14 protein-coding genes and 1 pseudogene are annotated in these 14,260 nt (G+C 67.1%); 10 read left to right on the plus strand and 5 right to left on the minus strand.

All coding sequences use genetic code 11. The annotated features are described in order from the left end of the window. Nucleotide 1: 1 nt before the first annotated feature. Together Y710_RS12640 and Y710_RS12645 are read left to right on the plus strand one after the other, a co-directional pair. A complete protein-coding gene (locus Y710_RS12640; protein WP_006896613.1) occupies nt 2-508 on the plus strand; it encodes an acyl-CoA thioesterase in 507 nt (168 codons plus the stop codon). Continuing rightward, the gene (locus Y710_RS12645) at nt 505-1,206 is read left to right on the plus strand and encodes a DUF8185 domain-containing protein (protein ID WP_062367604.1); all 702 of its coding nucleotides are present in this window, start codon (nt 505-507) and stop codon (nt 1,204-1,206) included. The genes Y710_RS12640 and Y710_RS12645 overlap by 4 nt, the downstream gene beginning before the upstream one ends. Here Y710_RS12645 and Y710_RS12650 read toward each other — a convergent pair. Further along, entirely contained in the window at nt 1,203-1,919 is a 717-nt protein-coding gene (locus Y710_RS12650; protein WP_062367605.1) for a GntR family transcriptional regulator, read from the minus strand. The two genes, Y710_RS12645 and Y710_RS12650, sit on opposite strands and share 4 nt — an antisense overlap. 129 nt (nt 1,920-2,048) lie before the next feature. On the opposite strand from Y710_RS12650, the gene Y710_RS12655 reads away from it, so the two are divergent. From Y710_RS12655 to Y710_RS18525, 4 genes and pseudogenes are all read left to right on the plus strand, one after another. After that, nucleotides 2,049-2,891, plus strand: coding sequence for a fumarylacetoacetate hydrolase family protein (locus tag Y710_RS12655; RefSeq protein ID WP_062367623.1), 843 nt, complete (start codon nt 2,049-2,051; stop codon nt 2,889-2,891). A gap of 17 nt (nt 2,892-2,908) precedes the next feature. Then, nucleotides 2,909-4,654 (plus strand): annotated as a pseudogene (locus tag Y710_RS19295) (FAD-dependent monooxygenase). A 30-nt stretch (nt 4,655-4,684) separates the two neighbouring features. Further along, nucleotides 4,685-4,999 (plus strand): nuclear transport factor 2 family protein, encoded by a 315-nt coding sequence (locus tag Y710_RS12665; protein WP_062367606.1) that lies wholly within the window; start codon nt 4,685-4,687, stop codon nt 4,997-4,999. Between the two features lie 32 nt (nt 5,000-5,031). Further along, nucleotides 5,032-6,378 carry an AMP-binding enzyme gene (locus Y710_RS18525; protein ID WP_082781312.1) on the plus strand — a complete coding sequence of 449 codons (1,347 nt, stop codon included), beginning with the start codon at nt 5,032-5,034 and terminating at the stop codon, nt 6,376-6,378. A gap of 21 nt (nt 6,379-6,399) precedes the next feature. On the opposite strand, the gene Y710_RS12675 is transcribed toward Y710_RS18525, so the two are convergent. Together Y710_RS12675 and Y710_RS12680 are read right to left on the minus strand one after the other, a co-directional pair. After that, on the minus strand, nt 6,400-8,019 hold the full coding sequence (locus tag Y710_RS12675) for a glycoside hydrolase family 13 protein (RefSeq protein WP_039867539.1): 1,620 nt from the start codon (nt 8,017-8,019) through the stop codon (nt 6,400-6,402). A 69-nt stretch (nt 8,020-8,088) separates the two neighbouring features. Then, nucleotides 8,089-8,481, minus strand: coding sequence for a globin (locus tag Y710_RS12680; RefSeq protein WP_006896622.1), 393 nt, complete (start codon nt 8,479-8,481; stop codon nt 8,089-8,091). A 145-nt stretch (nt 8,482-8,626) separates the two neighbouring features. Between Y710_RS12680 and Y710_RS12685 the strand changes: the two genes are divergently transcribed. Together Y710_RS12685 and Y710_RS12690 are read left to right on the plus strand one after the other, a co-directional pair. After that, entirely contained in the window at nt 8,627-8,875 is a 249-nt protein-coding gene (locus tag Y710_RS12685; RefSeq protein ID WP_006896623.1) for an aa3-type cytochrome oxidase subunit CtaJ, read from the plus strand. 1 nt (nt 8,876) lies between these two features. Next, nucleotides 8,877-9,344 (plus strand): DUF5130 domain-containing protein, encoded by a 468-nt coding sequence (locus Y710_RS12690; protein ID WP_006896624.1) that lies wholly within the window; start codon nt 8,877-8,879, stop codon nt 9,342-9,344. A gap of 75 nt (nt 9,345-9,419) precedes the next feature. Here Y710_RS12690 and pepN read toward each other — a convergent pair whose 3' ends face one another. Further along, nucleotides 9,420-12,002: an aminopeptidase N gene (gene pepN / locus Y710_RS12695; RefSeq protein WP_062367607.1), complete on the minus strand. Its 2,583-nt coding sequence runs from the start codon at nt 12,000-12,002 to the stop codon at nt 9,420-9,422. Nucleotides 12,003-12,072: 70 nt separating this feature from the next. On the opposite strand from pepN, the gene Y710_RS12700 reads away from it, so the two are divergent. Further along, nucleotides 12,073-12,693 (plus strand): mycothiol-dependent nitroreductase Rv2466c family protein, encoded by a 621-nt coding sequence (locus Y710_RS12700; RefSeq protein WP_006896626.1) that lies wholly within the window; start codon nt 12,073-12,075, stop codon nt 12,691-12,693. A gap of 14 nt (nt 12,694-12,707) precedes the next feature. Here Y710_RS12700 and Y710_RS12705 read toward each other — a convergent pair whose 3' ends face one another. Continuing rightward, a complete protein-coding gene (locus Y710_RS12705) occupies nt 12,708-13,730 on the minus strand; it encodes a M48 family metallopeptidase (RefSeq protein ID WP_062367608.1) in 1,023 nt (340 codons plus the stop codon). Between the two features lie 53 nt (nt 13,731-13,783). Here Y710_RS12705 and Y710_RS12710 point away from each other — a divergent pair, with 53 nt between their 5' ends. Next, the gene (locus Y710_RS12710) at nt 13,784-14,257 is read left to right on the plus strand and encodes a ribose-5-phosphate isomerase (protein WP_006896628.1); all 474 of its coding nucleotides are present in this window, start codon (nt 13,784-13,786) and stop codon (nt 14,255-14,257) included. Nucleotides 14,258-14,260 lie beyond the last annotated feature (3 nt).

Consider the following 14,260-nt stretch of genomic DNA (forward strand, 5'->3'; position numbering starts at 1 on the left):
CATGGCAGATCAAGAATCCCTCGCCGTAGACGAGAACGTCGACAAGCGAAGGCTTTTCGCGGATAACGGTTGTCGGACCGACCGGGGGTACGAGGTGTCGGTCCCGGTGCGGTGGTCGGATATGGACGTATTCGCGCACATCAACCACGCGCGCATGGTGACCCTGCTCGAGGAGGCGCGGATCCCCTGGCTCTTCTACGATGACAAGCCCACCGCGCTGATGCGCAAGGGCTGTCTCGTCGCCGACCTGCACGTCAAGTACCAGGGACAGATCCGCCACGACGAGTCGCCGATCCGCGTCACCATGTTCGTGGAGCGACTGCGTGCGGTCGACTTCACGGTGGGCTACGAGGTCCGGCCGTACGGAGCCGATCCCGAGTCCCGTCCGTCGGTGGTCGCCACCACTCAGCTGGTCTCCTTCGACATCGACACGCAGCGGCCCCGGCGCATGACCGCCGACGAGAAGGCGTATCTGCAGAGCTTCCTCCGCGAGCCGGTGAACAGGTGACCGACGCGGCGGCGGGGGAGCGGGTGCTGGTCCCGCACGGGCCGGCCGACCGAACCGATCTGGCGGCATTCCTGGAACGGGCTCGCCGGGTGGACGACTCCGGCGTGCTGCGGGTTCAGCAGCGGCCGGACGGGCGCGTCGGGTTGTGGGTGCGCACCGGCTTCGACATCCTCGCGACCCGCTCGGTGTTCGGTTCGGTGACTCCGGCCGACGTGGTCGCCGACGTCGGCGCGATGTCGGCGGCGGTGGGCGGCGACGGTCCGCTCCCGCTCGGCTTCGCACTGCCCGGAGCCTGGCAGGGCGCGCTGCCCCCGTCGGACGGCTTCGACCACCTCGACGACGTCCCGGCGCGCGAGCTGGTGTCACTCGCCCGCAGGGGCGCCGACGTGGCCCGCACGGAATCCGGCGCGCTCGGCCCGGCGTCGTCGTTGCTGGATCAGACGGTGATCGAGGTGAGCGGGCCGAGCGGGTCGGGCGCTCGGGCGAAGGTGTCGATGCGTGCGGTCTTCGCCCTCACCGCGATGGGCTTCGTCCGCGACGCCGCCGGCCGCGAGATCACTGCCGACTCACCGATCGACGCGATCGCGCCGGACGAGCCGGTGCGGGTCCGTCTCTCGTCCAGCTGGGTGCGGGTGGACGCGCGCTTCGGCTCGGTCTACCAACGGCGCTCGGTGCTGAATCTGGCCGTGCGCAGCTAGGCGGACACGCCGCTGCCCACGTTTCCGGCCGACATCGATTCCTGCCGGTGGTCGGTGCCGAGAAGAATGTCGGTGGTGTGGCTGATATGCCGCGCCAACGCCTCGACCGCGGCATCGGCATCTCGCGCGAGTGCGAGTTCCATGAGTTCACGGTGTTCTGCGATCACGTCACGGTCCGGGTGCCTGAAGTGCTGCTGGGACCACGAGCGGTAGAGCTCTGCGGAATCACGCAACGATGTCGCGATCCCCAGCAGTCTGGAGTTTCGGCAGCCGGCCAACAGCGCATGATGGAAATCGGCGTGCGCCCGCGACCACGCGTCGCCCACGCGTTCTGGATCGTCCCGGTCGTACTGCGGAGTCCTCTCGAGTGTGTGGTGCTTCGCGACCAGATCCGACTCCCACGGAGTGTCGCCTTCAGCCAGTGACATGCGGAACACCAGGCACTCGATCGCCACGCGCGCCGTTGTGAGTTCGATCAGGTCCTCTGCGGACAGCGGGGTCACCTGAAACCCCTGGTGCGGTTGAGACCGGACGAGGTCCTGTTCGACCAAGCGGGTCAGAGCTTCGCGAAGCACCCCTACGCCGACGCCGTATCTGGTGCTCAGTTCCGGGAACTTCAGTTTCTCGCCGGGTGTCAACCTGCCGGCCAGAATGTCGGCTCTCATCGTCGCGAACGTGTCGTCCGCGCGGGTCCCATACGTGGATCGCGCCATGCTTCGACCCTAGCAGGAAAGGAACTTCCGTATAACTTTCTACTTTCTCTTGACGGATGGAAAGTTGTGGCGCATGCTGAAACGCACACCGCAGAGTGGCGCCCGTCACTCTGGAAGAGGAGGATGACGATGAAGCTGGCGAATCTTGCAGGACGAGCGGTACTGGTGACCGAAGACGGGGCGGCCGACATCGCCCGCGACAGCGAAGGGCGTTTCGGGCCGGATCCGGAGTCTGTGCTCGCACGCTGGGATGAGTTCCGCGAGTGGGCGCGGGCAGCTGCATTGACGCCGCAGAGTTTCGACGAGACGTTGCTCGGACCGCCGGTGTCGAGGCCGCGGCAGATCTTCGCCATTGCGCTCAACTATCGGGAACACGCCGCCGAGTCAGGATTCGAAATCCCGGCCAGGGCGTCGGTGTTCACCAAATTCGCCTCATCTCTGACCGGACCCTTCGGGGACATCGCCCTCGTCGACGGGAACGTCGACTGGGAAGCGGAGCTGGTGGTGGTGATCGGTCGGGAAGCACGCGGAGTGCATGTGGAGAACGCGTGGGACCACGTCGTGGGACTGACCAACGGCCAGGACATCTCGGAGCGATCCCGTCAGCTCGCCGGACCCGCACCGCAGTTCAGTCTCGCCAAATCGCATCCCGGCTTCGGCCCGATCGGGCCCTGGGTGGTCACTCCGGACGAACTGGAGAATCCGGACGATCTGGAGATCGCTTGCGCGATCGACGGAGAAGAGGTCCAGAAGAGCTCGACCTCCGACCTGATCTTCTCCGTACCCGAACTGATCGCACAGCTCTCCGAGGTCGTCACGCTCTACCCGGGCGACCTGATCTTCACCGGGACCCCGGCCGGAGCCGGCCTCGCCGCGGATCCGCAACGCTACCTCGCCGCCGGCGAGGTGCTGACTACCAGCATCGAGGGGCTGGGTCAGATGAGCAATCGCCTCGTCGCACCCCGCGACTGACGAGAAGGAGATAAGCCATGAGCGTCGTCGAGACCGATGTGCTCGTCGTGGGTGCCGGGCCCTCCGGACTGACAGCTGCGGCGTTCCTGGCGATGCACGGCGTCGATGCCGTCACGGTCACCAAGTACCCGCGTACCGCCAACACGCCGAGGGCACACATCACGAACTAGCGCACCATGGAGGTCATGCGCGACCTCGGGATCGAGGATCAGGTGCGCAGCGTCTCCGTCCCCAACGAGTTGATGGCCGACAACGTGTGGGCCACCAGCATGGCGGGCAAGGAGATCGCCCGGGTGAAGACCTGGGGGACGAAGGTCGACCGTAAAGCGGATTACGAGGCGGGAAGCCCGTCGGCCATATGCAACATGCCCCAGCACCTGTTCGAGCCCTTGATCTTGCAGGGTGCGCTCGACCGCGGGGCCGACATCCGGTTCTCCACGGAACTGACCGAGATCTCGCAGGACGCCGACGGGGTCACCGCGACCGTTCGATACAGCCACACCGGTGAGACCTATCAGGTGCGGGCGAAGTACGCGATCGGCGCCGACGGCGGTCGCTCGACGGTCGCCGAGCAGTTGGGATTCTCACTCGAGGGAGAAACAGGGCTCGGCTACGCGGTCAACATCTGGCTCGAAGCCGATCTGTCCAAGTACCGCGCTCACCGGCCGGGCGTGCTGTTCTGGACCGCACAGCCCGGCAAGGACTTCTGGCTCGGCTCCGGAGTCTTCATCACCGTGCGGCCGTGGAACGAGTGGGTGCTGGTGTTCATGTACGACCCGGACACCGAAGAGATCGACACCAGCGAGGAAGCCATGCTGCCTCGCATCTACAAGGCCATCGGTGACGACAGCATTCCGGTCACGATCAAGAACGTCTCGACCTGGCAGGTCAATCACGTACTCGCCTCCGAGTACCAGCGGGGGCGGGTGTTTCTGGCCGGCGACGCCGCACACCGCCACCCACCGGCGAACGGGTTGGGGTCCAACACCTCCATTCAAGACGCGTACAACCTCGCTTGGAAGCTCGCCGCGGTCGTCAAGGGGCAGGCCGGACCATCTCTGCTCGAGAGCTACCACCAGGAGCGTCATTCGGTAGGCAGGCAGGTGGTGGACCGCGCCTTGAAGAGTGCAGACATCGTCGGGCGGGTCCCGTCGATCCTCGGCATCCGGCCGGGCCAGACCGACGAGGAAGGGTGGGCGGCGATCGACGAATTCGTCGCCGACACCGATGACGGACGCAAGCGGCGCAAGGCGCTTGAAGACTGCATCGACGAAAACGCCTACCATTTCCACGCGCACGGTGTCGAACTCGGCCATCGGTACACCTCGACGGCGGTGGTCGGCGACGGGACCCCGTTCCCGGCTCACACTCGCGATCCCGAGCTCTACTATCAACCGACCACTCATCCAGGCGCATATCTGCCGCATGTCTGGATCGAGCGGAACGGCGAACAGATCTCGACACTCGATGCCGTCGGTCACGGCAGATTCACAGTGATCACCGGAATCGGCGGCGAGGCGTGGGTCGCGGCTGCCGAGAAGATCGGTGCGGAGGTGGGCGTCGAGATCGCGAGTGCCCCCATCGGTTACCGTCTCGCCTTCGACGACGTATACGGCGACTGGGCGCGAGCCCGCGAGATCTCCGACGGCGGCTGCCTGCTGGTCCGGCCCGACCGTCACATCGCCTGGCGGAGCCACGGCATGGCAGACGACCCGCTCAGCGCGCTGCGTGAAGCGATCGACGCCGTCCTGTCCCGAGTCTGACTCCGCTCCATCTGATGAAGGAGGCTTCCAATGACCATCACGACCGGCACCATGACCGACGAACAGCGTAAGTCAGTCGCTCTGGAGTTCCTCAAACGCGTCGATACCGGTGGCGACGTCATCGAACTCTTCGCCGACGACGCTCTGTTCTGCTTCCCCAAGTACGGCATGGTTCGAGGCGTCGAGAAGATCGAGGAGTTCCTCGGCGAACTCGGCGGATTCATCTCGTCGATCGAACACCACTCCGCCTACTTCAACTACATCGTCGACGGCGACAGGGTCGTCGTCGAAGGCACCAGCCACGCCGACGCCGACTCCGCCCGCTACCCGTGGCTCACCAGATAACCGCTCCCGATCTACTGTAATGACCCTCACTCATGACGACCATGCGCCCGGACGCAGAACTGCCCCGCGACGAGATCATCGCCCGTAACCTCGCGGTGGTCCAAGAGCACTTCCACAATGAGAACCCCGACGACGTCGACAAGGCGATCGCCCTCTACGCGTCCGATATCTCCTGGGAAGCCCCGAACCGCGGCCTCGTTTACACCGATGCCGCCGAGGTGCGCAGCGCCTACATGAAGATCTTTCGCACGCTGCAATTCCATTCGCTCACCACGTTGCGACGCTTCGGCACGGAGCAGTTCGTGTTCGATGACGCGATTGCCGACGTGACCGTGATCGGTGACGAGATGCCCAATCTGCCGTTCCCCATCGGCACTCGGATCAGCCTGCGGCTGGTGCACTGTTTCGAACTCCGAGACGGTGAGATCACCAAGGAGATCGCATACGAGATGTGGCGTGACGCCGCCGGTCCGCTGGTCAACGACGCAGTCCCGCCGGGGTCGTCGGTGGAGTACTCGTCGGCCGGCAGCTTCGATCCAGCCGACTATCTCGCCCTCGCCCAGTCCGACCGGGTCACCCACGGAGCGTTCCTCGCGCCCACCATGCTGCGTCGTCTCACCGACGAGGTCCGAGGGGGTTCGGCACCGGCGGTTCCGCACCTGCGCAGCCTGGTCATCGGCGGAGCCGCGCTGTATCAAGAAGATCTGCAGGACGCGCTCGATACGTTCGGTCCCATCATCACCCAGATGTACGGACAGGGCGAGTGCCCCATGACGATAGCCGTGATGAAACCGGACGAGGTTCCCCACGACAGCGCCGATCCTCGGCGCAGATCCTGCGGCCAGCCGTTCACCGGCGTCGAGGTGCGGGTGGTGAACGACGACGGTGCCGACTCGCCTGCAGGTACAACCGGAGAGATCCAAGTCCGCGGCGATGTCGTCATGGCGGGGTACTGGTCAGATCCGAACGCGACCGCGGCCGCCATCAGCGACGGGTGGCTGCGCACCGGAGATGTCGGGCACTTCGATGAGAACGGGTTCCTCTACCTCACCGACCGGTCCAAAGACGTCATCATCAGCGGTGGCTCCAACATCTATCCCCGCGAAGTGGAAGAGGTCCTGCTCGCTCATCCGGCTGTCTACGAGGCCGCAGTGGTCGGCGTCCCCGACCCCGAATGGGGCGAGAACGTATGCGCGTTCGTCGTGACCGGCCCGGGCGCCGACGTCACCGAACCGCAGCTCATCGCTCACACCCGTGCGCACTTGGCGTCCTTCAAGAAGCCCAAGTCCGTCACATTTCTCGACGAGCTTCCCAAGAATGCCAACGGAAAGGTCGTCAAACGGGCCCTGCGGAACCTCCGAACCGGAGCGAACGGCTGACCGTGATCCCCGGCCCGGACCTTACACCAGCCAGGCGGCGGCGCCGGGGAGCAGCAGACCGCCCTCCAGCGGGGTACTGACCAGGAGGATCTGTCCGGGCGGAAGCGGTACCGGGCGATCGGAGGCGTTGAGCGCACAGATGAGGCCGCCGGGCCGGCGGAAGGCAAGGCAGCCCTCGGGGGCGCCGTACCACTGCACGGTGTCACCGGAGAACTCCGGACGTGCGTAGCGCAGTTCGATCGCCTGCCGGTACAGAGACAGCATCGAGTAGATGTCCTCGAGCTGAGACTCCACGGTCAGTGCCGCCCAGTCGGCGGGGATCGGCAGCCAGGTGTCCGACCGGCTGCTGAATCCGAAGGGCGGCTCGGTGCCCTCCCACGGCAGCGGAACCCGACAGCCGTCGCGACCGCGGTCGGTGTGACCGGAGTTCTCCCAGACCGGGTCGACGAGTGCGTCGTCGGGCAGATCGACGTTGGGCAGACCGAGTTCGGCACCGTTGTAGATGAAGACGGTGCCCGGCAGCGCCAGCTCCACCATGATCATCGCCCGCGCTCGGATGGTGCCGATGGCGAGGAGGTCGTCGGGCGTGCGCCCGTCGGCCGCCTCACCGGTGGGCTGGTAGCGCGTCACCTCGCGCGGCACATCGTGGTTCGAGAGGGTCCACGTCGGCACCGCGCCGACCGAGGCGGTGGCGGCCAGCGACTCGGTGATCGCCTCCTTGATCTCATCGGCGTCGAATCCGGCGGTGGCCAGCCGGAAGTTGAAGCCCAGATGCAGTTCGTCCGGCCGGACGTACCGTGAGAAGGCTTCGTTGGAGCGGACCCACACCTCGCCGACGTTGAAGGTTCCGGGGTATTCGTCCATCACCGACCGGATCGCGCGGTGGATGTCGTGGACGGCCTCGTTGTTGAACCGCGGATCGTCGTCGGAGTGCAGCAGCACCTCGGCCGGGTGCTCCAGGTCGGGCAGGCCGTCGGGCTTGGCCATGCCGTGCGCGACGTCGATGCGGAAGCCGTCGATGCCGCGGTCGAGCCAGAAGCGCATGGTCGTCTGCAGGTCGGCGAGGACCTCCGGGTTGTTCCAGTTCAGATCGGGCTGCTCGGGAGCGAACAGGTGCAGATACCACTGGCCGGGGCGGCCGTCGGGCTCCACGATCCGCGTCCACGCCGGACCTCCGAAGACGCTGGTCCAGTTGTTCGGCGGCAGCTCGCCGTCATCGCCGCGTCCGTCGGCGAAGATGTAGCGCTCGCGCTCGGGGCTGCCCGGGGCCGCTCCCAGCGCGCCGGAGAACCACGGATGCTGGTCGCTGGTGTGGTTGGGGACGAGATCCATCGTCACCCGGATGTCGCGGTCGTGGGCCTGGCGAATGAGCTCGTCGAAGGTGTCCAGGTCGCCGAAGAGGGGATCGATCGCGCGGGGGTCGGAGACGTCGTATCCGTGGTCGGCCATCGGTGAGCGCATGATCGGCGAGAGCCAGATCGCGTCCACGCCGAGCAGTTCGAGATATCCCAGCTTGTCGATCAGCCCGGCGAGGTCGCCGACGCCGTCGCCGCTGAGATCCGAGAACGATCGGGGATACACCTGGTAGACGACGGCCGACCGCCACCACTGGGCGTCGTCGGTCGCGGGGACGTTCGCCATGCTCTGCTCACTCACCGTCTTCTGTTCCCTCTCCTGCCTTCACTGAATCGTTCATACCCGCGCGGTGGGTCAGAACGGGCTGTTGACGAGCGTGTCGGCCGCCATGGTGACGTAGTCGGTCAGAGCCCGGCGATGCTCATCGTCCAGAACGTCCGATTCGATCGACTCGATGGCGATGTTCATGCACCGTAACCACGCGTCCCGTTCGATGGGGCCGATCTTGTAGGGGACGTGACGCATTCGCAATCGCGGGTGGCCGCGCTCCTCGCTGTAGGTGTGCGGCCCGCCCCAGTACTGCTCCAAGAACATTCGCAGACGTCGCTCGGCCGGGCCGAGGTCCTCCTCCGGGTACATCGGCCGGAGGATCTCATCGGCCGCGACCTCCTCATAGAAGCGTGCGGTGATCCGGCGGAACGTCTCGTGACCGCCGGCTTCCTCGTAGAACGTGCTCACGCTCACCATTGTCCACTATCGCCCCCGTGGCATCTACGACACTGTGTAGGCCCTCCGGCGACAGCGCCGCACGCGGTGCGATAAATTGAACCAGACGATCTGCACACGGCAGGTCTCCGCGCTTAGCTCCGAGCGCTAGTCGAAAGGGTGGGGTGTGGATCAACTTCTTGTCCCCGTCGGAATGACCGTCGTGGTGCTGTGTGTGATCGCAGTGGCGCTGTGTGTGGTCTCGATGGTGTTCTCTTTTGGAATGAAGCGGCCGAAGGTCACCGAGTACACGCTCGATCAGCCGTGGGAGAACGGTCCCACTCTGTTCAGCGCGACCGACATCGAGCCGATGGCCCTGAGCCGGCACTTCGAGCCGGGTGATGTCGAGGGAGGTTCGGCAAGTGGCAAGTGGTGATGTGACTCAGCAGAGCACGGCGGTCGCGCCGTCGAACGGTCTTCCGCTCGGCACCGTCGTCACCAGCAGCGGCCGCATCTCGGCCGCGCTGTTCCCGGGCGACGGCTTCGGCACCCCGCCCTTCACCCGCGACGAGTTGATCATGCTCGACGACGCTCTCAGCCAGGCCAGCGAGGTCGCCCTCGTGCGCTTCTCGGTCTACATCGGCGAGTTGGGATCCGACCCGGTCGCCGGCGCCCGCGAGATCCTCGCTCAGGCGCCCGAGCCCGCCCACGGCGCGCTCATTGCGGTGTCGCCGAACTCGAAGGACGTCGCCGTCGTGTCCGGTGCGCTGGTCGCGGGCCGGGTCAACGACCGCGTCGCGGAGCTCGGCGTCTCGGCCGCGCTGTCGTCGTTCAAGCGGGGCGACCTGATCGACGGACTGGTCTCCGCGCTGCGCGTGATGGCCACGGCTGTCGACCGTCCCTGAATCCGACTCACCGACACAGGCCCCGCCGAACGGCGGGGCCTGTCTCGTTTCGCTGGGCTGATGCCCGCGGGCGCGCTACTCGGACGAGCGGCGGTCGCGGTCCCGGGCGCGCAGTGCGCGGGCGGTGGAGTCCCGGCCTTCGGCGATCAGACGCGCCAGGGCGGGCGGATGGTCACCGGCCAGGAAGGCGTCGGCCTTCTGCAGCGCCGCGTCGGTGATGTCCCAGGACGGGTAGAGACCGATCACGACCGTCTGCGCCACCTCGCTCGTGCGCCGGTCCCACAGCGCCGCGACATCGTCGAAGTAGCGCTGCGTGTAGTCGGACAGCAATGCCGACTGGCCGGGACGCACCAGACCCTCGACGATCGACCGCACGGTGACGTTGGCGATGCCGTCGTCGTCGAAGGCACGCGTCCACGCGGTCGCCTTGGCCTCGGCGTCGGGTCGCGCCGCGCGCGCCGCCTCGGCGTGCCGTGCACCGGCCGCGGTGTTGTCCCTGCGGGCCTCCGCGTCGATCACGTCGTCGCCCACGATGCCGTGGGTCGCGAGGGCTTTCACCAGCTTCCAGCGGAGTTCGTCGTCGACGACGAGGCCCGGCAGTCCGTGATCGGCCGGCTCGTCGCCGTCGAGGAGCGCGCGCAGCAGCGGCTGCTGGTCGTCGCGGGTGACGCCGCCCAGCAGCGCGTTGACGAAGGCGAGCTGATGGTCGGAGCCGCTCTCGGCGTTCTGTGCCAGAGTCAGCAGGCGCCCGGCGAACGTGGGCCATCCGGTCTGCGCGGCCCAGGCGGGGTCGGCGTACGACTCCAGTGCGGTGACCGCCTGCAGTAGGACCCGCTGGACCACGCCGACTTCGGATTCGGCTCCGATGCCTTCGCCGACGAGCGTCAGGAAGTCGCGTGCGCTCATCTCGGCCTGCCTGGTCATCTCCCACGCGGCCGACCAGATGAGCGTCCGGGGCATCGGGTCGGCGATGTCGGCGATCCGAGCCGTCGCGGTGGCCAGCGAGTCGGCGTCGAGCCGTACCGACGCATAGGTGAGGTCGTCGTCGTTGAGCAGTACCAGTCGGCCCCGCTCGACGCCGATCAGGTCGGGAACGTCGGTGCGCGGACCCTCCACGTCGAGCTCGACGACGTGGCTGCGGACGAGCTTGCCTCCCTCGTCGGCGTACACGCCGATCCGCATGCGGTGCACGCGCGTCTCTCCGGCACCCGGCGCCGCGCCCTCCTGCAGCACCGCGAAGGAGGTGAAGCGACCGTTCGCGTCGGTCTCGAATTCGGGGCGCATGACGTTGATGCCCGTGGTCTTGAGCCACTGCGCACCCCAGCCCGACAGGTCACGGCCCGACGCCCGTTCGAGCGAGCCGAGCAGGTCGGCGAAAGTGGCGTTCGCGAAGCGGTGCTCGGCGAAGTACTCCCGCAGGCCGGTGAGGAAGGGTTCCAGCCCCACGTAGGCGACGAGCTGCTTGAGCACCGACGCGCCCTTGGCGTAGGTGATGCCGTCGAAGTTGACCTCCACCGCGGCGATGTCGGGGATGTCGGCGGCGATCGGATGGGTGGACGGCAGTTGGTCCTGCCGGTATGCCCACGATTTCTCGACGTTGGCGAAGGTGGTCCACGCGTTGGTGTACTCGGTGGCCTCGACCTGGGAGAGGACCGAGGCGAAGGTCGCGAACGACTCGTTGAGCCAGAGGTCGTCCCACCACTGCATCGTGACCAGGTCGCCGAACCACATGTGGGCCATCTCGTGGAGCACCGTCTCGGCGCGCCGCTCGTACAGGTAACGGGTCACCCGCGACCGGAACACGTAGTCCTCGAGGAAGGTGACGGCGCCGGCGTTCTCCATGGCGCCGGCGTTGAACTCGGGGACGAACAGTTGGTCGTACTTGCCGAAGGCGTACGGAACCCCGAAGACCCGGTGGTAGAAGCCGAATCCCTGCTTGGTCTCGGCGAAGAGGCGCTCGGCGTCCATGTGCTCGGCGAGTGATGCTCGGCAGTAGAGGCCCAGGGGGATCGTCCCGTGCTCGTCGGAGTACTCGTCGTTCCAGACCGCGTACGGTCCGGCGATGAGGGCGACGAGGTAGGTGCTGAACCGTTCCGTGGTCGCGAACCGGTGCACCAGCGCGCCGTCGGCCGCGGTGCCGGGCTCACCGGTGGGGGCGCCGTTGGAGATCACCTGCCAGTTCCCCGGTGCGGTGACCGTCACCGAGTAGGAGGCCTTGAGGTCGGGCTGGTCGAAGCATGCGAACATCCGCTTGGCGTCGGCGGTCTCGAACTGCGAGTAGAGGTAGACGTTGCCGTCGGCCGGGTCGACGAAACGGTGCAGCCCCTCGCCGGTGTTCGAGTACGCGCATTCGGCGACCACCTCGAGAGTGTTCTCCGCGGCCAGCCCGGGGAGCTCGAGGCCGGTGGACTCGTCGAAGGCACTCACGTCCAGTTCTTCGCCGTTGAGCGTCGCAGACACCAGCTTGGGCGCCACGAGGTCGATGAAGGTGGTGGCGCCTGCAGTCGCGCTGAAGGTCACGGTCGTGGTGGAGCCGAATCGCTCGGTGCCGGGGGCGCCGGCGCCGTCGGTGAGGTCGAGTTCGATCCGGTAGTTCTGGACCGAGAGGATGGCGGCGCGCTGCCGCGCCTGGTCACGTGTCAGATTTGGTGCGCTCACGGTGTCAACAGTAGTGGCGGGTGGCCTCCGACGCCGCCGGCCGCCGCCTCGGCGGTGGTTGAATGGGTGCATGGCTGAGAACGCTTCCTCCACCGACCGCGTCGACTTCTGGTTCGATCCGCTCTGCCCGTGGTGCTGGATCACCTCCCGCTGGATCCTCGAAGCCGAGAAGGTCCGCCCGATCGACGTGAACTTCCACATCATGAGCCTGGCGGTTCTCAACGAGAACCGGGACGTGCCCGAGAGCTACCGCGCAATGCTCGATACGGCGTGGACGCCGGTTCGAGTGCTCGCCGCGGCCGCCGCGCGCCACGGGGAGCAGGTGCTGCCGCGCCTGTACACCGAGATGGGCACCCGGTTCCACAATGAGGGCGTCAAGGATTACGACATCGTGATCCCGGCTGCGCTGCAGGCCGCGGGTCTGGAGGCCGACCTCGCCGGTGCCGCCGATTCCACCGAGTTCGACGGCGCGATCCGGGTCAGTCACCACGCGGGCATGGACAAGGTCGGCGACGACGTCGGGACTCCCACCATTCATGTCAACGGCGTCGCCTTCTTCGGCCCGGTGCTGTCGCGGATTCCGCGCGGCGAGGACGCCGGCCGCGTCTGGGACGGCACGGTGGCGTTGGCCTCGTACCCGCACTTCTTCGAGCTCAAGCGCACCCGCACCGAGGATCCCGAGTTCGGCTGATCGGTTCGCGCGCCTCAGTAGGTGCGGGTCTGTTCGAGCTGGTTGGGCAGGCTGCCGGGAGCGGTCGAGGCCGGTGGCGCCGGCGGCGGCACGGGCACCACGTTGCCGCTGCCCGAACCGCGCACGAACTGCCTGGGCCGCAGCAGAATCGCACCGGCGCGTGTCCGGTCGCGCAGTGCCGCCGCACGCCAGGTGAGGACCGGATGCGACGCCACCGCGTTCGCGAGCGTGACGAAGAAGCCCTTCTCGTGGACCGCGCGGTCGGCGAACTGATCGAAGTCGACGGCACTGAGCAGGTACTTGCCGCCCGCCAGGAGGCCGATCGCCGCGTGCGCGCCGTCGGGCCGGGTGTAGTAGCCGTAGTTGTCCGCCGTGTACTCCTGCGAACGTGAGAGAAGCGATCCCAGTAGGGGGAGCCCCATGATGAGACTGCTGAAGAGCTGTCGCCAGTAGGAGACGTGACCGGCGGCGATGTGTCCCACTTCGTGGCCGATCACGAACTCGAGGGCCTCGGGACTGCGTGCCCGGCCGCCGACTTCGAACAGGTCCGAGTACACCACCACGTAGCGGCGGAACCCGTGCCCCGAGGCGAAGGCGTTGATGGCGCCGTTGCCGTTGACGACGTATCCGTCGGGCACGTACTCCATTCCGTAGCGGGCGGCTGCCTCCACCAGCATGCGATAGCCGTCGGGGAACTGCGTCGGGCTCAGCTGCACCGCGTTGACCCGCACGTTCGCGTAATTCAGACCGCGTCCGAGGAACACGAGCAGCGGAAGCGCGAGCGCGAGCAGCAGCCATTCGGAGACCGCACCCACGGCGACCAGCACGACAACCACCGCGTACGCCGCTACCGCCATGAGCACGCCCACCACCAGCACCGGGATCTCCCACGGGTGACGCCGCGGCGCGCCCGCGTAGGCGGCGGGCGGTCGCCACACGGCACCGGGGCCGGGCAGATCGACGGGCGGTTCGACGATCAGCGGATCGTCGACGCCGGGGACTGAGGGAATGGGCCCGTGGGTATCCACGACCACCAATCTACTGGCCTCCCCGTGCCGGTCCGCCGTCGCGCAGGCCCTAGACTGACGCCATGCGGATTTATCTCGGTGCCGACCACGCGGGCTTCGAACTCAAGAACCAGATCTCCGAACATCTCACCGCGGGCGGCCACGATGTCGTCGACTGCGGTGCGCACGAGTACGACGCCCTCGACGACTACCCGGCGTTCTGCATCGCGGCCGCGCAGCGCACGGTCGCCGATCCCGGCAGCCTCGGAATCGTCTTGGGCGGCAGCGGGAACGGTGAGCAGATCGCCGCGAACAAGGTTCCCGGCGCGCGCTGTGCGCTCGCGTGGAGCGTCGAGACCGCGCAGTTGGCGCGCCAGCACAACAACGCGCAGCTCATCGGCATCGGCGGACGCATGCACTCCAAGGAGGAGGCGCTGGCGATCGTCGATGCGTTCATCTCCACCGCGTGGTCGGAGGAACCGCGTCACCAGCGTCGTATCGACATCCTCGCCGAGTACGAGCGCACCGGCGAGGCACCCGCGCTTCCCGGCGAGTAGCAG

The organism is Gordonia sp. QH-12, from assembly GCF_001578675.1.
In the GTDB taxonomy this organism is placed as follows: Bacteria; Actinomycetota; Actinomycetes; order Mycobacteriales; family Mycobacteriaceae; genus Gordonia; species Gordonia sihwensis.